Annotated in this window: 19 protein-coding genes; 3 read left to right on the forward strand and 16 right to left on the reverse strand. The window is 72.9% G+C overall.

What is annotated here, in order from left to right:
- Nucleotides 1–4 precede the first annotated feature (4 nt).
- Genes OEIGOIKO_RS12600 through OEIGOIKO_RS12620 form a run of 5 tightly spaced genes read right to left on the reverse strand, consistent with a single transcriptional unit; the run spans nucleotide 5 to nucleotide 10062 of the window.
- Nucleotides 5–5275: an SAV_2336 N-terminal domain-related protein gene (locus OEIGOIKO_RS12600; RefSeq protein ID WP_125054117.1), complete on the reverse strand. Its 5271-nt coding sequence runs from the start codon at nucleotides 5273–5275 to the stop codon at nucleotides 5–7.
- Entirely contained in the window at nucleotides 5272–6291 is a 1020-nt protein-coding gene (locus tag OEIGOIKO_RS12605; RefSeq protein ID WP_125054118.1) for an AAA family ATPase, read from the reverse strand. The genes OEIGOIKO_RS12600 and OEIGOIKO_RS12605 overlap by 4 nt, the downstream gene beginning before the upstream one ends.
- 57 nt (nucleotides 6292–6348) lie before the next feature.
- Nucleotides 6349–8685 carry a VMAP-C domain-containing protein gene (locus tag OEIGOIKO_RS12610; protein ID WP_246177323.1) on the reverse strand — a complete coding sequence of 779 codons (2337 nt, stop codon included), beginning with the start codon at nucleotides 8683–8685 and terminating at the stop codon, nucleotides 6349–6351.
- A 22-nt stretch (nucleotides 8686–8707) separates the two neighbouring features.
- Nucleotides 8708–9148 (reverse strand): CU044_2847 family protein, encoded by a 441-nt coding sequence (locus tag OEIGOIKO_RS12615; RefSeq protein WP_125054120.1) that lies wholly within the window; start codon nucleotides 9146–9148, stop codon nucleotides 8708–8710.
- 53 nt (nucleotides 9149–9201) lie between these two features.
- Nucleotides 9202–10062, reverse strand: coding sequence for a thioesterase family protein (locus OEIGOIKO_RS12620; protein ID WP_125054121.1), 861 nt, complete (start codon nucleotides 10060–10062; stop codon nucleotides 9202–9204).
- A gap of 125 nt (nucleotides 10063–10187) precedes the next feature.
- Between OEIGOIKO_RS12620 and OEIGOIKO_RS12625 the strand changes: the two genes are divergently transcribed.
- On the forward strand, nucleotides 10188–10805 hold the full coding sequence (locus tag OEIGOIKO_RS12625) for a trimeric intracellular cation channel family protein (protein WP_125054122.1): 618 nt from the start codon (nucleotides 10188–10190) through the stop codon (nucleotides 10803–10805).
- On the opposite strand, the gene OEIGOIKO_RS12630 is transcribed toward OEIGOIKO_RS12625, so the two are convergent.
- On the reverse strand, nucleotides 10789–11175 hold the full coding sequence (locus OEIGOIKO_RS12630; protein WP_125054123.1) for a DUF6191 domain-containing protein: 387 nt from the start codon (nucleotides 11173–11175) through the stop codon (nucleotides 10789–10791). The genes OEIGOIKO_RS12625 and OEIGOIKO_RS12630 overlap by 17 nt on opposite strands.
- Before the next feature lie 164 nt (nucleotides 11176–11339).
- Between OEIGOIKO_RS12630 and OEIGOIKO_RS12635 the strand changes: the two genes are divergently transcribed.
- Nucleotides 11340–11633, forward strand: a complete 294-nt coding sequence (locus tag OEIGOIKO_RS12635) for a hypothetical protein (RefSeq protein ID WP_125054124.1) — start codon at nucleotides 11340–11342, stop codon at nucleotides 11631–11633.
- A gap of 7 nt (nucleotides 11634–11640) precedes the next feature.
- Here OEIGOIKO_RS12635 and OEIGOIKO_RS12640 read toward each other — a convergent pair whose 3' ends face one another.
- The 10 genes from OEIGOIKO_RS12640 to OEIGOIKO_RS12685 all read right to left on the reverse strand — a co-directional run bounded on the left by OEIGOIKO_RS12640 (nucleotide 11641) and on the right by OEIGOIKO_RS12685 (nucleotide 24337).
- Nucleotides 11641–12702, reverse strand: coding sequence for an alpha/beta hydrolase (locus OEIGOIKO_RS12640; RefSeq protein WP_125054125.1), 1062 nt, complete (start codon nucleotides 12700–12702; stop codon nucleotides 11641–11643).
- A gap of 121 nt (nucleotides 12703–12823) precedes the next feature.
- Nucleotides 12824–14227 carry a M1 family metallopeptidase gene (locus tag OEIGOIKO_RS12645; protein WP_125054126.1) on the reverse strand — a complete coding sequence of 468 codons (1404 nt, stop codon included), beginning with the start codon at nucleotides 14225–14227 and terminating at the stop codon, nucleotides 12824–12826.
- A gap of 121 nt (nucleotides 14228–14348) precedes the next feature.
- Nucleotides 14349–15188, reverse strand: a complete 840-nt coding sequence (locus tag OEIGOIKO_RS12650) for a class I SAM-dependent methyltransferase (protein WP_125054127.1) — start codon at nucleotides 15186–15188, stop codon at nucleotides 14349–14351.
- Between the two features lie 165 nt (nucleotides 15189–15353).
- Nucleotides 15354–16445 carry an ABC transporter ATP-binding protein gene (locus OEIGOIKO_RS12655; protein WP_125054128.1) on the reverse strand — a complete coding sequence of 364 codons (1092 nt, stop codon included), beginning with the start codon at nucleotides 16443–16445 and terminating at the stop codon, nucleotides 15354–15356.
- Entirely contained in the window at nucleotides 16442–17536 is a 1095-nt protein-coding gene (locus OEIGOIKO_RS12660) for an ABC transporter ATP-binding protein (protein WP_125058657.1), read from the reverse strand. The genes OEIGOIKO_RS12655 and OEIGOIKO_RS12660 overlap by 4 nt, the downstream gene beginning before the upstream one ends.
- A 137-nt stretch (nucleotides 17537–17673) precedes the next feature.
- Entirely contained in the window at nucleotides 17674–18684 is a 1011-nt protein-coding gene (locus OEIGOIKO_RS12665; RefSeq protein ID WP_125054129.1) for an ABC transporter permease, read from the reverse strand.
- Nucleotides 18685–18761: 77 nt separating this feature from the next.
- Complete coding sequence (locus OEIGOIKO_RS12670; protein WP_125054130.1) at nucleotides 18762–20510, reverse strand: ABC transporter substrate-binding protein; 1749 nt, start codon at nucleotides 20508–20510, stop codon at nucleotides 18762–18764.
- 71 nt (nucleotides 20511–20581) lie between these two features.
- On the reverse strand, nucleotides 20582–21583 hold the full coding sequence (locus tag OEIGOIKO_RS12675) for an ABC transporter permease (protein ID WP_125054131.1): 1002 nt from the start codon (nucleotides 21581–21583) through the stop codon (nucleotides 20582–20584).
- 964 nt (nucleotides 21584–22547) lie between these two features.
- A complete protein-coding gene (locus tag OEIGOIKO_RS12680; RefSeq protein ID WP_030018267.1) occupies nucleotides 22548–23354 on the reverse strand; it encodes an enhanced serine sensitivity protein SseB C-terminal domain-containing protein in 807 nt (268 codons plus the stop codon).
- A gap of 185 nt (nucleotides 23355–23539) precedes the next feature.
- Nucleotides 23540–24337, reverse strand: coding sequence for an enhanced serine sensitivity protein SseB (locus OEIGOIKO_RS12685; protein ID WP_125054132.1), 798 nt, complete (start codon nucleotides 24335–24337; stop codon nucleotides 23540–23542).
- Nucleotides 24338–24538: 201 nt separating this feature from the next.
- On the opposite strand from OEIGOIKO_RS12685, the gene OEIGOIKO_RS12690 reads away from it, so the two are divergent.
- Nucleotides 24539–25339 carry a hypothetical protein gene (locus tag OEIGOIKO_RS12690; protein WP_125054133.1) on the forward strand — a complete coding sequence of 267 codons (801 nt, stop codon included), beginning with the start codon at nucleotides 24539–24541 and terminating at the stop codon, nucleotides 25337–25339.
- Nucleotides 25340–25428: the final 89 nt, after the last annotated feature.

The raw sequence follows: 25428 nt of genomic DNA on the forward strand, positions 1-25428 counted from the left end.
ACCCCTACGCCCCGCCCGGCTCCAGCGGCGGCCGCAACCGCGGTCCGTCCAGGCCGGTCACGTTCAGCGTCTCGTACAGGCTGAGCGCTTCGCTCCAGCGCTCCTGGGCCCGGGCCTGCTGGCCCTGGGCCTCCAGCGCGTGCGCCAGCAGGCTCAGCCCGTCGGCCGCCCGCCGTCCGCCGTCCGCCACCGCGAACAGGCGTACCGCCTCCTCCGCCGCCCGTACGGCGCCGTCCGCCCAGTCGGTGGCCAGACAGGACTCGGCGGTACGCAGCTGGGCCAGGCCCGCCCAGAGCCGCTGCCCGGCCTCGTTCAGGAGGGGCAGCGCCTCCTGGAGAGCGGCCAGCGCCTCCTCGTGGCGGCCCGCCTCGGCCTGGGCGACGGCGAGGAAGTACAGCCCCGTACCGAGGCGCTGTCCCTGGCCCGCGGCCCGGTAGATGTCCACGCCCTGCCGGGCGAGCCCGACGCCCTGCTCCGCCTTCCGGTCGCGGACGCACAGCCGGGAGCGCTCCACCAGTACGGCGGCCTCGCCCAGCCGGTCGCCCTGCACCTGGCAGTGGCTCCTGGCCAGCGTGAAGTGCTGCTCGGCGTCGGGCCGCTGGAGCGCGACCGCGGTGCTGCCGCGTACCAGCGGTGCCCGGCCGCTGGTCACCGGGTCGCCCGCGTCGAGGCCCAGCCGGTATGCGCGGCGGGCCTCGTCCTCCGCGTCGGCGAACCGGTCGGCCGCCAGGCAGGCGCGGGCGCGGGCCAGCCGGGCCCGCGCCTCCGCGCGCTTGTTGTCGCGTCCGGTGCCGGCCCGGGCGATCACCGCCACCGCGGCCTGCTCGTACCGGCCCGTGAAGAGCCCGGTGCCCAGCAGCGGTTCGAGGAGCAGCAGGGTGTCGGCGCACCGGGCGACGTAGGAGCCGGACCGCAGTCCCGCCGTCTGCCGGACGACGGCCAGCGCTCCGGTCCCGTCCGCCGCCCACCATTCCGACGCCGCCCTGCGGTCCGCGAGCGGGAGGGCCGTCACGGGTTCCGCGGGAGCGGCGCTCCGGTCGAGCAGCAGAGCGCCGGGCGCGTCCAGGCCGTACGCCCGGTGGGCGGTGACGAGGTACCAGTCGAGCAGCCGGGACAGCGCGGCGTCGCGGTCCTCCTGCGCGGTGTGGCGGGTCAGCTCCTCGTACGCGAGCGGGGCGAGCGCCTCACGGTGCCGGTAGCGGCCGGGGGCCGGGGTCTTGAGCAGGCCGGTGCGCACCAGGGTCTCCAGGTGCGCCTGGGCGACGGCGGGTTCGGTGCCGGTCAGGGCGGCCACGGCGGCGGCCGGCAGGTCGGGGCCGTGCGGGAGCGCCAGCAGCCGGAAGGCGGCGAGCGCCGGCGGGGCGAGGTCGTGGGTGAGGCGCAGCGCGGTGTTGTTGATCATGACTTCGGCCGCCGTACGGTCCGCCGGACCGTCCAGCATCAGTTCCGCCGCCACCGCCTCGACCGCGGCCTCCGAACAGCCGCACGCTTCGAGCGCCGCGCGGGCCACCGCGCGGCGGGCCGCGACCCGTTCCTCGCCCACCCGCAGCGCGAGGAGTTCCAGCGCGTCGCTGGTGCTCAGGGACTCCAGGTGGAGGGAGAGGACACCGGTCAGGCCGGCCGGCGGCCGGTCGCGGCCGACGACCAGCGCGGCGCCCGTGGCATCCGGGAGCAGGGGCAGCAAGGGCCCGATCGCGCGCACCTCGTCCAGGACGACGACGAGGCGCAGCGCGCCGATCGCCGACCGGTAGAACGCCACCCGCTCCGCGCCGTCGGCGGGGATCTCCTCGTCCTGGTAGCCGAGTTGGCGCAGCAGTACGGCGGCCAGGCGCGGTACCGCGGCTTCCGGATCGCCGTCCGCCGGCATGATCGCGTACAGCCGCCCGTCCGGGAACCGGTCCTGCACGGCGTCGGCCACCCGCGCCGCCAGGCTCGTCTTGCCGACGCCCGCACCCCCGGAGATGACGCCGACGTTGCGTACCGTGGGCCGCTGCCGCGTCAGGTGATCTGCCAGCCGTCCCAGCTCGGCCGTCCGGCCGCCGCCCGCGCGGTCCTGCCGGGGCCCGTACCGGCCGGCCCGCAGCAGGCTGCGCAGCCCCGGGGAGACCGGCTCGTCGTGGGCCAGGGCGCGCGCGAGGAGTTCGCGGGTGCGCTCGCGGGCCGGGTCCAGGTACAGCAGCCAGGTCAGCGCCTCTTCCGCGGCGGCGTGCCGGCCCAGGCGCAGTTCCAGTTCGGTGCGGTCCTCGACCAGGGTGCGCCGCCGGTCGGCCAGCCGCCGGGACTCCGCACGCAGGTACGGCCCCGGCAGGCCCGTCAGGGGCTGACCGCCCCGCCACAGGGCGACGGCCGCGTCCAGCAGGTCCCTGGCGCTGTCCCAGTCCTGGGCCGCGCGGGCGTCGCGGGCCACGGCGACCAGGTCGTCGGCCCGGCGCAGGTCCACGTCGAGGTCGGTCCTGGCGGTCCGGCGCAGCGCGTAGCCGCCGTCCTCGGCGACCAGGACGTCCGCGTCCGGCCCGAGGGCCTTGCGCAGCCGGGAGGCGTAGGTGCGCAGGGCGGCGTGCGCGGCGTTCGGCGGGTCGTCGCCCCACAGGGCGTCGATCAGGTCGTCCTCGGAGATGACGCGGCCCGCGCGCAGGACCAGTACGGCGAGGAGCGCGCGCTGCTGCGGTGAGCCGGTGGCCAGGTCCACCCCGTCGCGCAGCATGCGCACCGGCCCGAGCACGGTGATGCGCAGCGGTTCGCGCGGGGGCCGCGGGGCGGAGTCGGTCCGTCCCGTGCGGCCCTGGTCGCGGGCGAGCGCCAGCAGTTCGCGCAGGCGGGGGCGGGACGGGGAGCGGGCGAGCAGTTCGGACAGCTCGGTCTGGGCCTCGTCGTACCGGCCGAGCCACAGGTCGCACTCGATGCGGTCCTCGGCCAGGGTGTGCCGCCACTCGGTCAGCCGGAGCCGCTCGGACTGCGCGTACGGGCCGGGCAGTCCGGCCAGCGGCTCGCCGCGCCACAGGCCGAGGGCCGCGTCGAGCAGCATGCGGGCGCGCTCCCACTCCCCCGCGTCCCGGGCGGCGCGGGCGGCGCGTTCGTACCCCTCGGCACGTTCCAGGTCCATGTCTATGTCGGTCCCGGCGTCCGCGCGCAGAGCGTAGCCGACACGCTCGCGGACCAGGACGTGCTCGTCCTCGCCGAGGGCCTTGCGCAGCCGCGCGATGCTGTGGTCCAGCATCGAACGGGCGCTGCGCGGCGGGTCGCCGCCCCAGAGCGCGTTGAGCAGCTCGGCCTCGGAGGCGACGCCTTCGTGGCGCAGCAGGAGGGCCGCGAGCAGGGCCCGGTCCAGGCGGGAGGCGATGTCGATCCGCTGGTCGCCGCGCCACAGCCCGACCGGCCCGAGCACGGTGAAGCGCAGCGGCTCGCGCAGTTCCTCGGCGGGCAGTACGGGGGCGGGCCGGGCGCCCGACGGGTACGCGGCGGGCTCCGGCTCCGCACCGGAGGGCTCTTCGGCGGGCGGACCGTCTTCGGCGGGCAGCGTGTCCCCGGCGGCGGGCTCCTCACCCCCCGCCACGAAGGCGGCGTCGGCGAACGTGCCCACCTCGGCTGTTCCGCCACGGCTGTCCGGGAGCCCGTCCTCGGCCCCCGGAGCCGTACCGCCTGCCTCCGGCACCCCCGGCACACTGCCGCCCAGCCGCTCCAGCACCGGGCTGGCGAGCACCGCGAACGCCTGCGCCGACTCCTGGAGCCGCATCTCCCCGGTGTCGTCGGCGACCAGGGCCGGGAAGTCGGGCAGCCGGCCCATGTACGGCTCCAGGGCACGCCCGACCGCCTCCACGACGGCCAGCGACTGCTGGGTACCGAGACCGCTGAAGAGGAGTTCGCGCACGCCGGGCCGGAAGTCGTAGACGGGCTGGCCGGAGCCGGTGCCCAGCGGCCCGCCGAACCCGCCGAGGGACCGCGCCCCGCGCGGGGCGGCGACGCGTTCCAGCAGGCCGCCGAGGAGGATCTCGGCGACCTGGGTGGGTCCGGCGTCGCTCATCGTGGCGGCGCGCACCAGCTGCATCAGGGGGACGGTGAGCGGGTTGATGGCGGAGAGGCGTACGGCCAGGCGGTACGACTCGGGCGAGAACGCGCCGCGGAAGTGCGCGACCAGGTCCTCGGCGGAGCCGGCGGGCCGTGGCGGGTCCTGCTCCGGTTCCTCGCCCAGCAGCACCGTGTCGATCAGGTGCGGGACGCCGGGACGGGTCAGCAGCGCGGCCCACTGCCCGAGCCCGCCGGGGGTCAGCGGGACGACGGGCAGCGCCACCGTGCCCGGCTCCTCGGCCTCGGGGTCCGGCTCGCCCGTCAGCGGGTCGAGCACACTGGTCCGGTCGGCGCCGGCGAACTCCACCGGGGAGGTCAGCAGCCGGGGCTGGGCGTCCAGCGCGGTGCCCCGCCACAGCCGCCGCGGCAGCGGGTGCAGCACCGCCACCGGCCCGTAACGGCCCCAGCGGCGTACGGCACGCGCCGCGTCCGGAGTCCGCCATCCCGGGCTCGTGCCGTCGGTGAGGACGAAGGTCAGGGTGGGGCCCGCGGCCCACGGCAGCCGGCCCAGGACGGCCATGTCCCGCGGGTCGAAGGCACACACCCGCACGCTGCGGAAGATGCCGCCCCGGTCCAGCACCGACCGCAGCTCACCGGCCAGTTGACTCCACACCTGCATCGAGGGCGCCTCGTCCACCAGCAGCACGGCGGACCAGCGGCGTTCCTGGTCGGGCCGCGAGACGACGTCGAACAGCGCGGTCTCGGCGGCGAGCCGGACGGTGGCCTCCACGTCGGTCACGCGGCGGTGCGGGTGCGGCTCGAACCTGCGCAGCGGGCGCAGGGCCCGGGACAGGTGCTGGGGCCTGGCGAGCGCGCGGCGCCCGGGCGCGCGGGCGGGCCGGGCCCGGCGGCTGAGCGCGCTGCCGCCCTCGCTGCCCATCGCGTACAGGGAACGCTGCGACGGAAGTACGGTCGCGGGGGCGCCGCCGGGCAGGCCGCCGGGCGCACCGTCCGCGCGCGGCCCGTCCGTACCGCCCGCCTCCCCCGGACCACCGCCGGAAGCATCTTCGGGCGCGCCCGCCGGGTCCGCCTGACCGGGCTCGTCCGAGGACGCATCCGGTCCGGTGTCCCGCGCGGACTCCGGTGCGGGCAGCGCGGAGCGGCGCTCGCCCTCGCGCACCGCGCGGGCCAGCCACAGGACGTCCAGCAGTTCGCCCGCGTCGAGGTCGTAGCCCTGGCCCGCGAGGAGCTGCCGCAGCCGGTCGATCATGGCGACATGGGTTCGTCCAGGCGGTGCATGACCGCGGCGAGCAGCTCGTCCTTGGTCAGGTCGGCACCGGTGATCCGCAGGTGGACGGCGGCCAGCAGCTGGTCGGTGGCGAGCGTCTCGGTCTTGGAGCGCTGGAGGAAGCCGTCGATGAGGTCCTCGGCCTCGGTGAGCGCCTGCGGCCCCAGGTTGTGGGCGACGATCTGGCGCAGCCGCTCGGGGGTCGGGTCGGGCAGGTCCAGACGGACGCAGCGGCGCAGGAAGGCGGGCGGGAACTCCCGTTCGCCGTTGCTCGTCATCACCACGACCGGGAAGTGCGCGCAGGACACCACGCCGCGGTGCACCCGTACCCGCTCCCGGCTGCCGTCGGTCAGTACGTGCACGTCCTGGTGCTGCTCGGACAGCCGCGCCAGCTCCGGGATCTCGAACTCGCCCTCCTCCAGCACCACCAGCAGGTCGTTGGGCAGGTCGATGTCGGACTTGTCCAGCTCGTCGACGAGCAGCACCCGGGGCCGGTCGGTGGCGGCCAGCGCCGTACCGAGCGGGCCCAGCCGCAGGTAGTGGCCGATGTCGGTGGTGAAGGAGCCGCGGTGGTCCTTGAGCCGGCGCGGCGCCGTACGGGCCGCCTCCCGCTCGCGGCGCAGCGACGCCTCGCGCAGCCGGCCCACCGCGTCGTAGCGGTAGAGCGCGTCGGCGAGGGTGGAGCGGGAGTTGACGGACCAGCGCAGGACGTCGCCGAGTCCCAGCTCGGCGGCGACGGCGCGGGCCAGCGAGCTCTTGCCCGTGCCCGGGCGGCCGGTGACCAGCAGCGGGCGGTGCAGGTGCAGGGCGGCGTTGACGACGGACACCTCGTTGCGGTCCATCAGGTACGGCGCGGGCGCCTCGGCCCGCCTGCGGGCGGCGGCGAAGTAGCGCCACGGGGGCGCCGCCGGCAGCGGCGCGGGACCGCGGAACACCCACCAGCCCTCGGGCTCCGGCCCGGCTTCCGGGCCGTGGTCGGGTGTGCTCTGTCGGGCCACGGGTCGTTCTCCTTCGTCCTTGCTCAGCTGCTGCGTCACGTCTGGGTCACCGGTGGGTCATGGTTGGGTCAGTACCCAGGCGTCCGGGGCCAGTTGCGGTGGCCGGTGGTCGGGCGCGTCGTACATCAGGGAGAGCTGGCGTCCCCGGTGGCCGGTGGACGCGGCCTCGGCGACCGCCTTGGCCCGCTCCAGCCGTACGGTCTCGGGGAGCTGGGTGTGGTGCCCGCCCTCGACCAGTTCGAGCAGGCCCGCCGCGACGCTCTCGCCGTGCTCCTCGCGGTGCCACAGGACCGTGTGGACGCCCGCCTGGACGCACTGGCGCAGCAGCGCCCCGTGGTGCCGGGGCTCGCAGCAGACGATCACCGTGCCCACCTCGGGCTGCAGTTCCAGGCGGGCGCGGGCCACCTTGCGGTCGGTGCTGCCGTGGTCCAGGACGAGGCTGCGGGCGGTGTCCAGGGCGGCGGTGCGCCGTTTCCACCCGGCGTAGCTCTCCCGCGAACGCCGGGCGGTGCGGATCACCACCCGGCGGGTGAACCCCAGTCCGAAGGGGCCGTCCTCGTCGCTGTCGAAGGACTCCCAGCGGTCCACCGGCAGCCCGAGCCAGGCGGCGGGCAGGAAGAACTCGACGAGGGCGGGTTCGGGGTCCTCGCGGATCTCCTCGACCAGCACCCGGTGGATGTCGTCCACGACCTGTTCGCTGGTCACCTCGGTGTCCCGGGCGAGGACGAGGTGGTGCGGGGCGTCGCCGCCGCTCCACGCCCAGACCTGGTACGTGTAGTGCCGCCCGGTGGCGGTGGGCAGCAGCTCCACCTGGACGCGCGGCACCTCCGACAGCCGCGCGCCGCTCTCGGTCCCGTACCGGGACGGGCGGCTGCCGTTCGCCGAGGGGGCGGGGCCCACCGGAGCCGGGTCCGCCGGACCCGCCTCCACCGGTGCCGTGCCCAGCGGCGCCATGCCCACCGCGGCGCTCCCGACGCCCGCCCAGCCGGCGGGCGGCCGCGTGTCGTGGTGAGCCGCGTTACGGGCGGCGTGGTGGTCCGTGGGATGCGATGACCGGCGGGTGTGGTGTTCCGCCGCGGCCCGTGCCCGTTCCGCGCGGTAGCCCCGTACATCGGCCGTGTACTGGCGTACGGCGGCCACGTCGACGCCCAGCCGCAGGGCGGTCCGCTCCGTCCAGGCCGCCAGGTCCTCGGCCGGGTACGCGCCCGCCTCGCTCTCGTCGACCCCGATCCGCACCACGCCCTGCAGCAGCGGCGGCATGGGCTGCGCGCCCTGGGCCTCGAAGCCCTCCAGGACGTCGAGGGTGTCGGCCAGCCCGGTGACCGCGGGCAGTTCGATGGCGTGCGGCAGGACGTCGGCGAGCAGCTGGCGCGGGTCCGTACGGCCGCAGTGCGCCAGCAGGCCGTTCAGGTCGCGCTGCTGCTTGCGGGTCAGGGACTCGCCGGGGCTGACGGCGCGGGCGACCCTGCGCAGCCGCTCCCACTGCGGCCCGCTGCCCGCCGGCATCATCTCCCGTACGGCCTGGAGGAGTTCGGGCACGCCGCGCCGGACGCCCACGGCCAGGCCGACCAGCCGGTCGAGGTCGGCGCCGGGGCCCAGGGACGGCCGCAGCAGCCGGGAGGCGAGCAGCTCCTCGCAGCCGCGGACCGCGTCCGGGGTGGTCAGAATCGTCTCCAGGACGGCCAGCAGCTGCTGGACGCCGCGCCGGGCGGTGGGCACCAGGGGCGGCGGCAGCTCGGGCAGCTCGGCCTCGATCGCCGGGACGCTGATCGCGTAGAGGGTGGCGGCGGCCTGGGGCTGCCGGGCGCCGGCCGGGGTCTGGAGATCGGCCACCACGAGTCCGACGACGGCCTGCCGGTCGCGGTCCCACAGCGGTCCGCCGCTGAACCCTTCCCTGACCTCGGTGCCGCCGACCACGTCCAGCGCCACCCAGGGCGGCGCGGAGACCCGGGGCACCGCGCGCACGGTGGGCAGCGGATGGCCGCTGGCCCACAGGGCGATGACCTCGTTGCCGTAGGCGTGCGGGAGGAAGGGGGCGGGCTCGGCCCCGGCGGGCGCGGGGCCCGGCAGGCGGAGCACGGCCAGGTCGCCGTGGTGGAGGTGCGCGCCGGGCGGTACGGGTCCGCTGCCGGCCGCCGCCGTCGCGCGCGGCGGGCTCCACAGGGCGGGCTCCACCCGGGCGGTCAGGTCCCGGTCGGGCGCGACGTGCGGCAGCCGGACGCGGACCGCCTGGCCCGGGCCGGGCGGCGTCTGGTCGTAACGGTTCCGGCCCAGCGCGCTGTTGACGACGTGCGCGCAGGTGAGCACGGCGTCGTCGGCGAGCAGGACGCCGGCGCCCACGGCCCTTCCGGTGTCGCGTACCGAGACGAAGGAGCGGAACAGCGGCTGATCCACGCCGGACACCACCATGCCGTCCTCAGGTCGTGCTGCCGCTGCCGAGGTTCCAGGTGGCGGAGACCTTGAAGCTGGCCTCGCCCTGGCCGGAGAAGACCCCCAGACTCAGGTCCGAGCCGAGGGTGACGCCGAACTCCACCGTGACCTCGTCCGGCCGGTGGTCGCCGGCGGCGAGCGAACGGTGGATGCTGCCCAGGACGGCGCCCAGCGGCCGCAGGGCGCCCTCCAGCGTCTCGCCGCCCCGGGTCAGCGCCCGGGCGACCCGTCCGTCCACGCTGACCGGGCGGGAGTGGCCGAAGCCGTCCGGCAGCTCCAGTCCGGCGTCGTCACCCTCCTCGGGCTTCTCGGGCTCCGCGGGCCGCGCCGCGCCGTTCGTACCGTGGGCACCGGCCGGGGCCAAGTGCAGCCAGACGACCGTCTTTTCACCGGTGCCTTCGTCGATGCTCAGTGCCATGTCCCCCATGTGATCAGTCTGGCACGTCACCGGGGCCGCCGCGCCCCCTTTGGAAGAGCGGTTCAGGCCAGGGTGGAGGCGGACCTGGGAGCGCGGGCGAGTTGGCGGGACTGGGCGACGAGTCGGTCCGCGCTGTCCCAGACCTCCGCGTCCTCCTCCAGGAAGCCGCCCGCCAGGTTGCGCGTGGTGATGGCGACGCGCAGCGGGCCGGGGGCCGGGCGGCGGCGGATGTGGGTGGTCAGCTCGACGGTGGGGACCCAGCCGGTCAGGCCGATCTCGAAGGCGGTGGGCGGCAGCGCGTCGACCGTCAGCAGCAGCGACAGCGGGTCGGGGTCGCGGCCGTCGGCGAGGCCGAACCAGCCGCGCATCTCGCCGTTGCCGGAGGGCGCGCCGACGGCCCAGCCGCAGGTGGCCGGATCCAGCCGGATGGTGAGGCGGTCGGCGATGGCGGTGCTGCCGGGGACGGCGGGCTGCCCTCCAGGCGCGTTCTCGGTGCCCAGGCAGTGTTCGTACGGGGGGATGGCGGGCGGCTTGGCGGTGGTCCGTACGTCGTCGGTGAGGGTGTCGAGGTCGCCGTACGCGGCGAGCACCCGCAGCCGCTCGACCTCGCTGCCGTCCTCCTCGAACTGGACGAGGGTGGCGGTACCGGTGGACATGGTGCGGCCGGTGCGGACGACCTCGGTACGGATGACGGCGGGGCCGGGGACCGAGGCGGTCAGGTAGTGCGCGGTGACCGAGAAGGGGTCCGGGTGCGGCAGGGCGTCGCCGAGGGCGCGGCCCATCAGGGCGAGCAGGTAGCCGCCGTTGACCGCGTGGATGATCGTCCAGCCTGCGGAGAGGTCCGCCTCGTAGTGGCCGGGGGCCCGGCGGACGACCGCCGTGTCACGGTCGAATTCGCTGTTACCTATGGTCACCTGTGCCATGCGCGGCACGCTACACGGATTTGTTACTGACCGGTAGACCCTTTTTCCTTCAACCGCTCACGGGCCGCGCCCCTGGTCATGTCCGGCCCGCGCGCCGCACCCCGGCGGCCTGAGATCATGGGCCCATGCTTCACGTGCTCTACCTGGTCGGCATCTCGGCCTTCGCCGCGAGCGGGGTGCTGGCCGCGTACCGCGCCAACATGGACCCGTTCGGCGGCCTGGTGCTCGCCTTCGCCGCCGCCACCTCCGGCGGCACCCTGCGCAGCCTGATCCTCGACGACCATCCGCTGTACTGGACCCACGACTGGGTCCTGCTCACGCTGATCGTCTGCGTCAGCGTCGGCACCATCATCTATCTGCGGTACTGGCAGCTGCCCCGCAAGTCGCTGCTGGTCGTCGACGCGGTCGGGCTCTCCGTCGTCACCGTCATCGCCGCCCGCGCCGCCATCGCGGCGGGCGCGACGCCGCTGGCCGTGATCATCCTCGCGGTGATGAGCGGCGTGGCGGGCGAGGTGATCCGCGACGTGCTGTGCGGCGAGTTCCCCCCGCTGCTGCTGCGCGAGGACGTCTACGCCATCGCGGCGCTCGCCGGCGCCGCCTCCTACCTGGGCCTGCACCACCTCCAGGTGCGCGCCGACATCGCCGCCGTGGTCTGCGCCGGACTGGTCTTCGCGCTCCGGATGGCGGCGGTCTACTTCGGCTTCCACCTGCCGCGCCCGCAGCAGCTCAAGCCGCGGAATTAGGGCGGGCCCGGCTGGCGCGCGGGCCCCCGCGGGCACCGTCCCGGCCAGCGCCCGGGCCGGCTGCTTCCTCCGGCACCACGATGAACGCCGTGCCCCCGGTCAGGTCGATACGGGAGCAGGGCGGTGCGCCGTCGCTCTCGTCGTCCCGCCGCAGCAGCTCCACCCGCCGCTGCTCCAGCTCCGCCGCCTTGTTCCCGTTCACCACCGCCGTGAATTCGTCGAAGGCGATGCTCGACAGCGAAGGCCCCGAGCGCCTGCGCAGCCACGGCAGCACGCCCAGCCCGGTGAGCCACCGCCATGCGCTCTCCACCAGGGCGGACAGGGCCAGCAGACACGCGAAGGCCGGAAACGACAGGAGCCAGACCGTCACGGGCGGCCCCCCGCCGTCCGCACCGCAGTCGCACGCGTTCCGCTGATCTTCATGGGGACCACTGTTCCGGGTCCGCGGCACACGGGGATCGGACCGGAGGACGATCCGCCTCCCCCATACGGCGGAGGCGCCGCGCGGGGGGACATCGACGTAGGCTCCTGCCCATGAGTGCGTTCTTACCGTTCTCGGTCTTGCTCGTGATCCCCGCGGTGTTCCTGGCGGACCGTGTGCTGCTGGCGATGGAAGCCCGGGGCTGGATCTACTGGCGCAAGACCAAGCGTCTGTCGTCCATCGGCGCCGACCTGGTCCAGGAGGCCTCCCCCGGGGCCCAGGCCGTCAAGCGCGCCATGGAACAGGAACGCGTGCGCAAGAACGTCAGGCCGGCGCAGGACCCGCCCGTGCGGGTGGACCTGGACAGCGGAACGGTGCACGTCCGCCGCACCGGGCAGCACCGCTGACCCCGTATTACGCCGCCGGCCGCGGCGCCTCCAGCTCCTGGCTCAGCCACCCGAAGGCCGCCGGATACATCCGCGTCCACGTCCCGTAGTTGTGCCCGCCGGTCGGCAGCACCAGCGTCTTGACCCGGGTCCTGGAGCCTTCGGCGGCGTTCTTGAAGCGCTCGATGTTGGCGGGCGGGCTGATCGGGTCCTGTGCCGAGGTCGCCAGGAACAGCCCCACGTCGGCCTTGGCGTGCCGGACCAGCCACTGCGGGCTGTTGCGCTGCCGCAGCGCCGGATCGGTGAGCACGTCCGGGTCGCCGGTCAGCGGGTCGGGGTCGAAGGCCACACCCGCGCCGAACGTCTTCGGGTACTGCAGCGGCAGCTTGGCCGCGCAGTACCCGCCCGTGGAGAAGCCCAGGAGTCCCCAGTTCTTCGGCCCCGGCGCGGTACGGAAGTGGTGGCGGATCAGGTCCGTGACGTCGGTCGCCATCCAGGTCGCGGTCTTGCGGTGCGGGGTGTCGGAGCAGTCGGTGTCCACGCTGCCGGGGTTGACGACGGGCATGGCGAGGATGAAGGGGTGCGCCGCGTCGCCGTCGACTAGCTGCTGGAGGTCGCCGGGCATACCGCCCTGTTCGAGCCAGGACTGCGGTGAGCCGGGCACGCCGTGCAGCAGCATCACGACCGGGAACCTGGTCTTCCGGTACGCCGGGTCGTCGTACTGCGGCGGTGTCCAGACCATCACCTGGCCGGACAGCTGGGACTTCGCCCCGCGGAAGTACGTGTCCTTGATGCCGTTCGGACCGTCGTTGAACTTGGCGCGCCCGACCGGCGGCCCCGGCATGGCGATCGCGTCCTGCTCGGTGCCGAGCAGGTCGTCCCATGAGGCGTAGAGGCCGTAGCTGTTGTTGATGGCGACCGCGACGACGCAGATCGCGGTGAGCTGGCACAGGCCGATCAGGAGGATTCTGGCCAGCCAGCGCAGGGGATGCGGCCCCCGGACTCTGCCCCACAGCAGCAGCGTGGCGAGGACGGCGAGCACCGTCGCGATCACCAGCACCACGAAGAACGGGGTTCCGGTCAGGCTCATCCGCCTCCCCTTCCGTCGCTCGTACCACTTTCGACGGTACGTGACATGATCCGCCGCGCCGTGCGGGCGGGCCCGCGCGCCGGAAGGTTTCCGCCGCGCGGGCCCGCCGGTGCGCGGTGCGTCAGGGCAGCGCCGGCTTGCCGGTGGTGTGGAGCCAGGTGTGGAAGAGGCCACCGAGCCGCTGGCCGGAGATCTTCTCCGCCAGCGCGATGAACTGCCGGGTGTCCGCGTTGCCGTAGCGGTGCTGCTTCGTCCACGCGGGCAGCAGCTTGAAGAACGCCCGGTCGCCGATCCGCTCGCGCAGCACCTGGAGCGTCATCGCGCCGCGCGTGTAGACCGCCGAGGCGAACATGGTGTCCCGCTGCGGGTCGCCGACCTTCACCTTCCAGAAGTCCGACTCGGCGGGCCGGGCCGCGTGGGCCGCGCGGAAGGCCTCAGCCGCGGTGCGGGTGCCCTTGTGCTCGTCCCACAGCCACTGCGCGTACGAGGCGAAGCCCTCGTTGAGCCAGATGTACTGCCAGTTCCGCGGCGTGACGGAGTCGCCGAACCACTGGTGGGCGACCTCGTGGGCGATGGTCGACTCGCTGCGGACGGCCGAGTAGACCGGCTTGGTCTGGGTCTCCAGGGAGAAGTTCGCCTGCGGCATGTCGTCGACGATCGCGCCGGTCTCCTCGAACGGGTACGGGCCGAAGACCCGCGCGAAGTAGTCGGTGGCGGCGGCGGTGACGCCGTAGACGTCGACGGTCCCGGTGGGCAGCTTCGGGTCGGTGGCGACGTAGATCGGGACGCCGCCGGGGGTGGTGCCCGTACGGACGTCGAACTTCCCGATGGTGGCGGTCGCCAGGTACGTCGCCATCGGCTTGCGCTCCCGCCAGTGGAAGTGCGAGCGCCCGTCCTCGTCGTACCGGTCGACCAGCCGCCCGTTGGAGACGCCGGTCAGGCCCTCGGGCGCGTCGATGCGGATGTCGTACGTGGCCTTGTCGCCGGGGTGGTCGCTGGAGGGGAACCAGGTGGACGCGGCGTTGGGCTCGCAGGCCACGAAGACTCCGTCGTCGGTCTTCATCCAGCCGTAGTCGGAGCCGAAGACGATGGGCCCGCTGAGCGGCAGCGGCACGCCTCCGTAGACGACCTGGACGGTGAATCGTTCGTCCTCTTCCAGGGGCCGCTCGGGCGTGACGGTGATCTCGTCGCCGGAGCGGCTGAACTTCGCGCGTCTGCCGTCCACCTCGATCGAGGTGACCGCCAGCTTCTGGAGGTCGAGGTGGAAGGAGCTGAGGCCCTGGGTGGCGCGCGCGGTCAGTTCCGTACGGCCGTCGAGGCGGCCGGTGGCGGGCTCGTAGCGGACGCCGAGGTCGTAGTGCAGGGCGTCGAAGCCGCCGTTGCCGAGGTTCGGGAAGTACGGGTCGCCGACGCCCGGGGCGCCGGGCGAGGCGGCGGGGGCCGCGGCGATGGAGAAGGCGGCGGCCACCGCGGTGGCCAGCGGGAGCAGACGAGCGGGGCGACGTGCTGAACGGGAGAGTGCCATGAGCCGTCCCTTCGAACACACGGATGCCGTCTGGTGAACAACCGCGCCGACTCTGCACTCTGCTGTCGGTTTTCACTTGGAACTTTGCCAACTTGTCATGCCACGCTGGCCAGTTGGCGTCTCAATCGGACTGCTTTTCCTGCTTTCCGGCCACATAGAGGATCTTGCGGCAGGCATCCTCGTCCGGGATGTCGGTCAGCTTGCGGCCCTCGACCCCGTGCGCCGCGATCAGCCGCAGCCCCCCGGCGGCCAGCTCCCGGCGCACCGTGGCGTCCGAGTGGTGGTGGTAGAGGTGCCGGGAGGACACCCGGCGCCAGGTGTCGTCACCCGGACCCCCCGGACCCGTACGCGCGAAGTAGTCGTGGGTGACGTCCACGACCCCGTCCGGCTCGACCGGTACGGGCCCGCCCCGCCATACGTCGAACCGGCCGTCCCGGTCCACGACCTTGGTCACCGCGTAGTCGCGCCGGAAGCTGCCCAGCGTGGTCATGTCGAAGACGACGATGCCTGCGTCCGCGAGCTGCCGGCCCAGGCCCGCGAAGGCGGTGGCGAGCTGTTCGCCGGCCAGGTAGGCCAGCGGCTCGCCCATGCAGGTGACCACGTCGAAGGAGCCGAGGTCCGGCATGTCCCGCAGGTCGGCGACGAAGAACGGGGTGCCGGCCGCCTCCGGCTTGGCGCGGGCGGCCTCGATCATCTCCGGCGACAGGTCGCAGCCGGTCACCGCGTACCCGAGGCGGTCCCGCAGGGCGAGGGTGCCGCGTCCGGTGCCGCACCCCGCGTCCAGCAGCCGCTTGCCGGCCGGCCCGTACCGCTCGACGAGCTTGCCGTAGAAGGTGACCCAGCGCAGCAGGTACGGGTCCTCGACGATGGTGTCGTAGTCCGCCGCGACCGCCGCGTAGGCGGTCAGTGCGGGGTCGGGGGCCGTGGCGTCGGCGTCGTGGGCTTCCTGCTGCGCGGACAAGGCACTACCTCCAGGGGACCGGCCGGCGGGCGCCGCCGGGGCGCCGCTGAATCTATGGTCGGCAAAACCGGCCGGTCAAGGGCGGCCCCGGACGCGCGGAGGCCGGTACGGAGGCGGCCTTACCGCCCGCTCCGTACCGGCCCGTACGCCTGGGTGTCCGCCGGCTCAGCCGCCGCTCCCCGCGGCGCCCGGGGTGCCCGCGCCGACGCTCTCCGGCACGTTCTCCGGGTGGTGGCAGGCCACCTTGTGGCCGCCGCGCAGCGCCACCAGCGGCGGCTCGGTGGTCGAGCACACCTCGGTCGCCTTCCAGCAGCGGGTACGGAACCGGCAGCCCGAGGGCGGGTTGATCGGCGAGGGCACGTCACCGGTGAGCAGGATGCGGTCGCGCTGGGTGCGCCGCTTGGGGTCGGGCACCGGAACGGCCGACAGCAGCGCCTTGGTGTACGGGTGCATCGGCGTGTCGTACAGCGACTTCCGGTCGGCCAGCTCCACGATCTTGCCGAGGTACATCACCGCGATCCGGTCCGAGACGTGCCGGATGACGGACAGGTCGTGCGCGATGATGACGTAGGTCAGGCCCAGTTCGTCCTGGAGGTCGTCCATCAGGTTGACGACCTGCGCCTGGATCGAGACGTCCAGGGCGGAGACCGGCTCGTCGGCCACCACCAGCTTGGGCTTGAGGGCCAGCGCCCGCGCGATGCCGATGCGCTGCCGCTGGCCGCCGGAGAACTCGTGCGGATAGCGGTTGTAGTGCTCCGGGCTCAGGCCCACCAGCTCCAGCAGCCGCTGCACCTCCTTCTTCACCCCGCCCTCGGGCTCGATGCCCTGGAGGCGGAAGGGGGTGCCGACGATGCCGCCGATGGTGTGCCGCGGGTTCAGCGAGCCGTACGGGTCCTGGAAGATCATCTGTACGTCGCGGCGCATCGGGCGCAACCGCCCCGGCGACAGATGGGTGATGTCCCGGCCCTCGAACTCGATGGAGCCGCCGGTCGGCTCGTCCAGCCGGGTGATCAGCCGGCCCATCGTCGACTTGCCGCAGCCGGATTCGCCGACCACGCCCAGGGTCTCCCCCGGCCGGACGTCGAAGTCGATGCCGTCGACCGCCTGCACCGCGCCCACCTGCCGCTTCAGCAGGCCCTTGGTGATCGGGAAGTACCGCGTCAGGCCGCGCACCTTCAGCAGCGGCGCGGCGTCCGCGCTCCCGTCGGTCCCGTCCGTCGTGCCGGCGGCGACGCCGGTCTCTTCAGTCTCGGTCACAGCTTCGGCGCAATCTCTTCGGTCCAGATACGCTCCCGCTCCTCCTGCGCCAGGTGGCACGCGGCGAAGTGTCCTCCGCCGCCGGCCTCGCGCAGTTCGGGGCGGACCGTGCGGGTGACGTTGTCCTTGGGGAGGTCCGCGTACGGGCAGCGGGGGTTGAAGGCACAGCCGCCGGGGACGTTGATCAGGCTGGGCGGTGATCCCTTGACCGGGATCAGGCGCTCGGTCTGCTCGCGGTCGATGCGCGGCATCGACCCCAGCAGGCCCCAGGTGTACGGGTGCTGCGGCTCGTAGAAGACCTTCTCCGCCGGGCCGCGCTCGACGCAGCGGCCGCCGTACATCACCAGCAGCTGGTCCGCCAGTTCGGCGACCACCCCCAGGTCGTGGGTGATGATGATGACCGCCGAGCCGAACTCCTTCTGGAGGTCGCGGATGAGGTCGAGGATCTGCGCCTGGACCGTCACGTCCAGGGCGGTGGTCGGCTCGTCGGCGATCAGCAGTTCGGGGTTGTTGACCAGCGCCATGGCGATCATCGCGCGCTGGCGCATGCCGCCGGAGAACTGGTGCGGGTGGTCGTCCACCCGCTTGTCGGGCTGCGGGATGCCCACCCGGTCCAGCATCTCGACCGCCCGCTTGCGCGCGGTCTTCTTGTCGACGTCGTGGTGGACCCGGTACGCCTCCACGATCTGGTTGCCGACCGTGTAGTACGGGTGCAGCGCGGACAGCGGATCCTGGAAGATCATCGCCATCTCGCGGCCGCGCAGCCTGCGCACCTCGTCCGGGTCGGCGCCGACCAGCTCCTTGCCGTCCAGCCAGATCTCCCCCGACATGTCCACCTTGGCGCGCTGCTGCCGGGAGGCCCGGTGCAGGCCCATGACGGCGAGCGAGGTGACGGACTTGCCGGAGCCGGACTCGCCGACGATGCCGAGGGTGCGGCCCTTCTCCAGGGTGAAGGAGAGGCCGTCCACGGACTTCACGATGCCGTCGTCGGTGGGGAAGTGCACCTTCAGGTCGCGCACTTCGAGGAAGGCGGTGGGCGCTCCCGAGCCGGCCGCGGCCGGTTCGCCGACGGCGGCGCCCGTCTTCGTCAGGTCCGACGCGGCGGCGGGCGGCCCGGCCGGGGCGGCGTCCGCAGTGGTGTCCGGCGTGGCGGTGTCCGGGCCGGCGGGTCCGGAGCCGACGGGACCGGGGCCGGGGCCGGGGCCGGTGGTGGAGTCTGGGGAGTCGGTCACGAGAGCCTCACCCGCGGGTCGACGGCGGCGTACAGAACGTCCACCACCAGGTTGCAAATGACGATGAAGAACGCGGCGAGCAAGGTGACGCCGAGGATGTTCGGCAGGTCGTTGGCGTTGATCGCCTCGACGGCGAACGCGCCGACCCCCTTGAGGGAGAAGACCTGTTCGGTGATGAGCGCACCGCCGAGCAGCAGGCCCACGTCCATGCCGAACACCGTGATGATGGGGGTGAGCGCGGCACGCAGACCGTGGCGCACCACGACCTTGCGCTCGCCCAGCCCCTTGGCGCGCGCGGTACGGATGTAGTCCTCGCTCAGCGTCTCCAACATGCCCGCTCTGGTCAGGCGTGCATAGAGGGCGGAGTAGAGGAAGGACAGGGTGATCCAGGGGAGCACCAGCGTCTGGGCCCACATGAAGGGGTCCTCGAACAGCGGCACGTAGTCGCTGCGCTCGATGATCGGCCACTGGTAGGTGAACAGGGCCAGCGCCAGCGCGCCGGTGAAGAACATGGGCAGCGACACACCGGCCAGCGCGATGCTCATCGCGACCCGGTCGAAGACCGAGCCGGGGCGCAGCGCGGAGAGCACGCCGGTGGCGACGCCGGAGACCAGCCACATCACGGCCGCGCCGGCGGCCAGCGAGACGGTCACCGGGAGCCGGGTCTGGATCTCCGGCCAGACCTCCAGGTGGGTCTTGAAGGAGTAGCCGAAGCACGGCACGTTGCATGTGGCGGCGTCCGGGCCGAACTTGTAGTCGACCCCGACGAAGATGCCCTTCAGGAAGTCCCAGTACTGTACGAAGACCGGCTTGTCGAAGCCGAGATTCGCCTTCACCGCGGCGAGGTCCGCGGCCGATGGGGCCTTTCCGATGTACTGCGCGGCCAACTGGTCAGCGGTCTGTCCGGCCAGTTTCGGCAGCACGAAGAAGATGCCGAAGGTGACCGCGCTGACGATCAGCAGCAGAATCACAGCGCTGATCAACCTGCGGATGATGTACGCGAACACGGGACTGCGGCGTCGGTGCCGCGGACCGGACCGGCCGGCCCGCGGACACCAATGCCTTCACCTGCCTTCCGGGGCTGCTACTTCTTGACGCCGACGTTGAGGTAGTCGTACTCACCGCTGTAGGCGGAGGTGGACACCAGGTTGGTGGCCTTCGGCGAGCGGTACAGCAGGATCTTGAAGTAGGTCAGCGGGACGATGACCGCCTGCTCCATCGTCTTCTTGTCGATCTCCGCGTAGTCCTTCTCGCGCTGTCCCTTGTCGCTGGTGGCGATGGCCTCGTCGAGCAGCTTGTTGATGGCCGGGTCGTCCAGCTCGGAGAGGTTGGAGTTGCCGGACTTCTGGATCGCCTTGCCGTTGACGATCTGGTTCAGGTAGCCGAAGCCCGTCGGGTAGTCCGAGCCCCACTGCATCATCATCAGACCGATGTTGTTCTTCTTGGTGAACGCCGGCACGCCCGCGTAGTCCGAGAAGTACTTGCCGCTCGGGTACGTCTGGATCTTGGCGTCGATGCCGATCTTCTTCAGCGAGCCGACCACCGAGGTCGCCGCGTCCACCTCGTCCTGCCGGTCGCTGCGGGCGCTGATGGTGGTGCTCACGTTGCCGGCGCCGCACGCCTCCCACTGCTTCTTCGCCTCGGTCAGGTCGAGGTTCTCACCGTTGTACTTCTGCGGGTACTGGTCGAACTTCTGGTACCCGGCGAGGTCGGTGGGCAGCACGGTGGTGGCGACGTCACCGCGGATCGGGCCGCCCTGCGCGGTCTGCACGGCCTTCTTGTCGACCGCGTACTGCACGGCCCGGCGGCACTCGACCTTGTCGAACGGCGCGACTTTGGGGTTGATCGCCACGTACGACAGGCGCTGGCCGAGCGCGTTGTCGGTGTTGGCCTTCTCCTTGGTGCTCGTCAGGAGCTGGGCCTGGGTCTGGGCGTCCACCCCGCGGCCGGCCATGTCGATGTGCGTGTTGCCGGCCTTCAGGTCCTTGTCGATCGTCGACTGGGCGACCTTCATGTTCAGCACGATCTTGTCCGGCAGCTGCTTGCGCAGCGGATCGGTCTTGGCGTCCCAGTGCGGGTTGCGGACGAGGACGACCTTCTTGCCCTCCTCATAGGTGTCGAACTTGTAGCTGCCCGAGGAGGCGATGTTCTTGGTGTAGTCCGCGCCCTTGTCCCTGGCCTTCGGCACCGGGGCCGTCTGCGGGGCGCTGACCAGGTAGTCGAACTCCGCGAACGGCTGCTTGAGGCGGAAGACGATGGTCTGGTCGTCCGGCGTCTCGATGGACTTCAGCCCCTCCGGACTGGAGTCCTTGTACGGGCCCTTGTAGCCGCCCTCGTTGTCCTTGAGGTACGTCTGGAAGTAGTTCGGGCCCAGCGAGAGGACGTCACGCGCGAAGTTGCTGCGCTCCACCGCGTACTTGACGTCCTTCGAGGTGATCGGCTTGCCGTCGTCGTACTTCAGACCCTTGCGGATCTTGTACGTCCAGGTCTTGTTGCCGTCGCTGGACTTGCCCATCGACTCCGCGAGGTCCGGCACCAGCTCGTTGCCCTTGGGGCCCGGTCCCGGCTTGAAGGTGGTGAGCGGACGCGCGTACAGACGGCTGAAGTTCCAGACGTAGGCGTAGTACGTGTTGCCCGGGTCGTAGGACTCGGGGGCGTCGCTCATCGCGTACGTGAGCGTGCCGCCCTTCTCGTCCGAGGCGTTGACGATGCCCTTGGTGGCGGCGTTCGCCTCGGCCGAGCCGCTGCTCGAACTCTTGCCGCTGCAGCCGGACAGCAACAGGCCCGCACTGGTGAGGGCCGCGATCGTTGCGACCGGGACTGACCTTCGCATAATGGTCGGTTTCCCCTTCGTTGGTCGGAAACTTGGGTGGGTGCTGCCGGACGTACGGCGCCCGGGCGGGGTCAGCGGCTGCTGCGCGGGTCCAGCGCGTCCCTGAGGCCGTCGCCCAGGAGGTTGAACGCCAGCACGGTGACGAAGATCGCGAGGCCGGGGACGAGCATGTACTGCGGGTCCACCTCGTAGAACTTGACCGCCTGGTTGAGCATCCCGCCCCAGGACGCCTGGGGCGGCTGGATACCGACGCCCAGGAAGCTCAGCGCGGCCTCGAAGAGGATGTTGGAGGGGATCAGCAGCGTCGAGTAGACGATGATCGGGCCCACCAGGTTGGGCAGCAGCTCCCTGAAGAGGATGAACGGACCGCGGGCACCCATGCCGCGCGCGGCGTCCACGAACTCCCGCTCGCGCAGCGAGAGCGTCTGGGCCCGCACGATCCGGCCCATGTACGGCCAGTTGAAGAAACCGATCACGAAGATCAGGACCGAGATGTGCAGCGGCAGCCCTTCGAGCCCGAAGGCGCCGCCCTGGAGCGAGGCCGAGATGGCGATGGCGAACAGCAGCAGCGGGAACGCCAGGAAGACGTCCATCAGCCGGCTGATCAGCGCGTCCACCCGGCCCCGGTAGAAGCCGGCCACCACGCCGAGCACGGTGCCGATGGCCACCGACAGCAGCGTCGCGCCGAACGCCACGATCAGCGAGACCCAGGAGCCCTCCAGCACCCGCGCGAGCAGGTCACGGCCGAACTTCGGGTCCACGCCGAGCGGGTGGTCCAGGCTCATGCCGCCGAAGTCGCCCTTGGGCAGCGTGGTGTTGGGGTCGATGAGGTCCTGGTTCGGGCTGTTGGGGTCCAGTCCCAGCCAGGACTGGATCGGCCGGGACAGCGCCGCGATCACGATGAGCAGGATGACAACGATGGCACCCGCTACCGCGACCTTGTCGCGCCGGAAGCGCAGCCAGGCGATCTGGCCGAGCGAGCGCCCCTCGATCTGCTTGCTCTCGACGCCTTCCAGCACCGCTTCCGGCTGCGCTTCGGCAGCCGCCCCGGTGGTCTCGATCGGTGCGGTCACGGTGCCTTTGACCCCTCTCGGCCGGCGCCGCCGGCCCTTGCGCGCCGCGGTCGGCGGCCTGGTTCACATCACTGGTGCGAGTGGTACTTCTGGTGCGAGTGGTGCCCTGGTGCGGGAAATGCCCTGGTGCGAGTGGTGCTGCTGGTGCAACGGGGGAGAACTCTGGAACAGCTGGAGCAACTGATGCGTGTACTGCTGGCAATGCGGGTACAGGTGTTGCGAGTACAGGTGTTGCAGGTCTTGCGGATGTTGCAGGCGAAGCAGAAGTCGCGGAACGTCACGCGACGACGAGCGGTGCATCTCGTACACAGGGCCGAAACCCTCTGCTGCGGGAGTCTTCATCCGAGTTGCGATCACTCACCAGCCCTGGCCGGGAATGGATGCGTAACTGTGATGTAGCCCACGGCCCTCCGTTATGCGGACATCCGCCCCGACTGAGCGGTTCGCACGGGGCCGGCAAGGGCTCAACTTCCGGGCGGGAGCGCCCAATTCGGCCTGGGAAGCGGTGGGGGCGGGGTGAGGCTCGGGGCGGTTCGGGGCGGGGGGCGGGGTCGGGTGGGTAACGGTGCGGGGGGCATTGCACGGCGTCGGGCGGGTAACGGCGGAGCGACGCGGGGTGTAAAGCGGGGGGCGTGAGGCGGGCGTGACCGTGAGGCGGAGCGTGACGCGAGGCCAGGCGTGACGTGAGGCGGAGCGTGGCGTGAGGCCGGGCGTGACGTGAGGCCGGGCGTGACGTGAGGCCGGGCGTGACGTGAGGCCGGGCGTGACGTGAGGCCGGGCGTGACGTGAAGCGGAGCGTGACGTGAGGCCGGGCGTGAGGCGGGGCGCGCCACGGTTCCCGCTCACGCCCCGTGGGTATCCCCCTGCTGGGGGGATGTGGCCGTTCGATTTGCCCCCATAGGCGCGCGATCCGCACGCGGCGAGCCCGCTGCCCCGGACCGCAGCCAGGCCCCGGCCGGCAAGCTCAGTACGGGCGCGGGTAACCGTACCCGTACGACGGCGCGGGGGCCGGGGCGGGCGCGGGCACCGGGCCCGCCGCGTAGGCGTCGCGGTCGAAGAACGGCCGCGCGTTGGCCCGCATCCACATGCCGACCGGGTCGTACTCGTCGTTCATCGCGACCGTCGAGACGGGCAGTCCCTCCGGCACCGCGCCGATGGACTGCTGGATCATCAACCGTACGGAGTCCACGGCCGGTTGTCCCGTGTCGTACAGGTCCAGGCCGATGGCCAGGTACGGGGCGCCGAGGGCGGGCTGCACCCAGGCCCGGCGCAGGGAGCGCACCGCGGGCGTGCGGTGCGCGTTCTGCCCCAGGAGGGCGTAGAACTGGGGAATCTCGATGGCCGGTTCGGTGATCCGCAGCGGACCGGCCGGCAGCCGGTCCAGGCCGCCCGCGATGCGCCGCAGGTCCAGCCACGGGATGCCGACGCCGCCGCCGGGGGCGTGCGGGTTGAGCCACAGGCCCCAGCGGTCGGGGAAGAGGGTGGCCGCGATGTCCCGTCCGTAGACGACCTCGTGGGCGCGGTTCCAGCCGCTGGCGGCGAGTTCGGGGGCGGAGGTCACGCACGGCGCGTAGCCGAGGCCGTCGACCTCCATGTTGCCGTACTGCGCATCGGGCGAACCGGCCTGGCCGTGCCAGAGCAGCATCCAGACCTGACCGGCGGCGAGCGCTTGCAGCAACGCCTCGTAGGCGTCGTACCGGCCGGGCGAGACCTGCTGCAGCATCTGCTCGACCTGCCCGGCAGCCGCTCCCTGATGCGCACCCGCGCTCACGTGGTCCGTCCCTTCCTGTCGGCAGGCACGTGGGGTACGCCTGCCGGTTGCAACAACAGCTTAGAGCCTGCGTCCGGACCCCGGCCGGATCAGCGCACACGGCTTGCGGTCACGGGAAGGAGCGCCCCGGGCGTGCCGGGGCGCGGGGCGTGGTGTGTGTGTGGGGGGCGTGGGGGCCTGAACGGCTAGACGACGTCGCGGGAGTAGAAGGGCCGGACCCGCTCCAGCATCCAGTCGGCGACCGGGTCGCCCTGCGCGAGGTCCAGCATGACCAGTTGGACGGGCCAGGTCAGCGGTGTCCCGCCGAGTGCCCGTCCGAGGGCGGTGGTCACCGCGTCCCGTACGGCGGGGTCGTGCGGCGCGACGGCCATGGCGTCCACCTGGACGCCGACGAACAGCGCGGGCGCCTCCCCCTCGACGCTGGCCAGCGCGCGGCGCGCGGTGACCACGAAACCCGCCGACGAGAACTCCAGCCCGGCCGCGGCCAGGAAGTCCACCGGCTCCTCCTGCCAGTCCGGCTCGAACAGCCGGACCCGGGCGCCGCTCGGCGCGCCGGGCTGGTCCGGGAGGCCGGTGCGGCACAGCTCGGCGACCGCGTCCGGCGGCAGCGGCACACCGACCGTGCCCTCCGGGTTGACGGCGATGCCGAGCAGCGGGGGCAGGCCGCGGGCGAACTCGGCGGCCGGCGCGACGGCGAAGGACATCTGCGGCCCGGCCACCCGCTGGAACTCCTGCTCGGAGCTGAAGACGGGGACGTACGCGGCCGAGCCGATCTCGACGGTGGGCAGGTCCAGGCCGGCCCGGCCCATCCCGGCGCTCTCCGGGCCGCCGCCCTTGGGCAGCGGCACCCATATGCGGCTGCGGCCGAGCACCTCGACGATGCGGGCGCCCGCCCCGGGGTGCCCCACCGAGGCGGCGAGCACCTCCTCCAGTTCGTTGGCGGGCCACTCCAGCCGCGGAATGCCCTGCTCCGGAAAGTCCATGTCCACCCACCCGCTCCGTACCGCTCGTACCGCGCTTTACCTGGTCGACGACCCTAACGCCAGCAGGCGGCCGGGGCCCTGGTGCGTCCGGGCGACCACCGAACGCGCGCGAGCGGTTGCGGACCGTACACGCCCCTCTCAAGGTGGCTCCAGGGTGATCTTGCCCTGCCGTTCCGTTCCTACAGAAAGGCACGTCTCCTGATGGCAACGCACCGGACCGCCGCCACCCTCGTCAGCGCCGCCACCGTCGGCGCCCTCGCCCTCGGCACCGTGGGTTCCGCGGCAGCCGCGTCGGAAGACCCCAAGCCGCCGGTCCGCAACCAGAGCATCATCGTCGACGACATCGGCCGGCTGGCGGACGCCTCGACCGAACTGGCCGAGAAGTCGGCCGACAGCCGCGGCCACTCCGTGCAGGTGCGGGCCGCCCGCACCCGTCTGGACACGGTCCTCCAGGACGCGCAGCGGCTGGCGGACCAGCTGAACGAGGACTCCGACCGCACGGTGACGGCCGACTCCGTCCGGCTGCGCAGGGTTTCGCAGGACCTGCGCACACAGCTGGACGAGCTGACCGAGCGCCGGGCCCCGGCCCCCGGGGAGGCCACCGACTCCGCGAGCCTGACCGGCTCGGTCTCCCGGTCCGTCACCGACATCTTCACGATCCTGGGCCTGGACAAGCTCCTCGGCGGCCTGCAGCAGCCGGCCGACCGGCCCGCCGCCGCCCCGGCGGCCAACCGTCCGGCCCGGCCCGCGGCGGAGCCGGCGGACGACGCGGACGCGGCGGACGACCAGTCGGCCGCCCAGCCGAAGGCGCCGGTCAGCGACCCGCGGCCGGGCGACGGCGCCCAGCAGGCCGCCGACCCGCAGCCGGCCGCCGACGCGCAGCCGCCGGCGGACGCGCCGCGCCAGCAGCCCGCCGAGGCGCCGCAGCAGCAGGACGGCTCCTCACTGGTCAAATCGGTGCTCTCGCTGCCGACCGTGCTGCTCAAGGCCCTGGGCCTCTAGATCGGCCCGGCGCCGAGCGTCCGGAGGAGGCGCGGATGCGGGAGATATGTCTGGACTAGGACCGGTCGCGACGGGCCGTACGGAAGGTT

This window comes from Streptomyces paromomycinus, assembly GCF_003865155.1.
Classification (GTDB): Bacteria; Actinomycetota; Actinomycetes; order Streptomycetales; family Streptomycetaceae; genus Streptomyces; species Streptomyces chrestomyceticus.

Coding starts and splice junctions, on each gene's coding strand:
- OEIGOIKO_RS12600 (WP_125054117.1), bottom strand. CDS start 5,275: ATGATCGACCGGCTGCGGCAGCTCCTCGCGGGCCAGGGCTACGACCTC.
- OEIGOIKO_RS12615 (WP_125054120.1), bottom strand. CDS start 9,148: ATGGGGGACATGGCACTGAGCATCGACGAAGGCACCGGTGAAAAGACG.
- OEIGOIKO_RS12620 (WP_125054121.1), bottom strand. CDS start 10,062: ATGGCACAGGTGACCATAGGTAACAGCGAATTCGACCGTGACACGGCG.
- OEIGOIKO_RS12625 (WP_125054122.1), top strand. CDS start 10,188: ATGCTTCACGTGCTCTACCTGGTCGGCATCTCGGCCTTCGCCGCGAGC.
- OEIGOIKO_RS12635 (WP_125054124.1), top strand. CDS start 11,340: ATGAGTGCGTTCTTACCGTTCTCGGTCTTGCTCGTGATCCCCGCGGTG.
- OEIGOIKO_RS12640 (WP_125054125.1), bottom strand. CDS start 12,702: ATGAGCCTGACCGGAACCCCGTTCTTCGTGGTGCTGGTGATCGCGACG.
- OEIGOIKO_RS12645 (WP_125054126.1), bottom strand. CDS start 14,227: ATGGCACTCTCCCGTTCAGCACGTCGCCCCGCTCGTCTGCTCCCGCTG.
- OEIGOIKO_RS12670 (WP_125054130.1), bottom strand. CDS start 20,510: ATGCGAAGGTCAGTCCCGGTCGCAACGATCGCGGCCCTCACCAGTGCG.
- OEIGOIKO_RS12685 (WP_125054132.1), bottom strand. CDS start 24,337: ATGGACTTTCCGGAGCAGGGCATTCCGCGGCTGGAGTGGCCCGCCAAC.
- OEIGOIKO_RS12690 (WP_125054133.1), top strand. CDS start 24,539: ATGGCAACGCACCGGACCGCCGCCACCCTCGTCAGCGCCGCCACCGTC.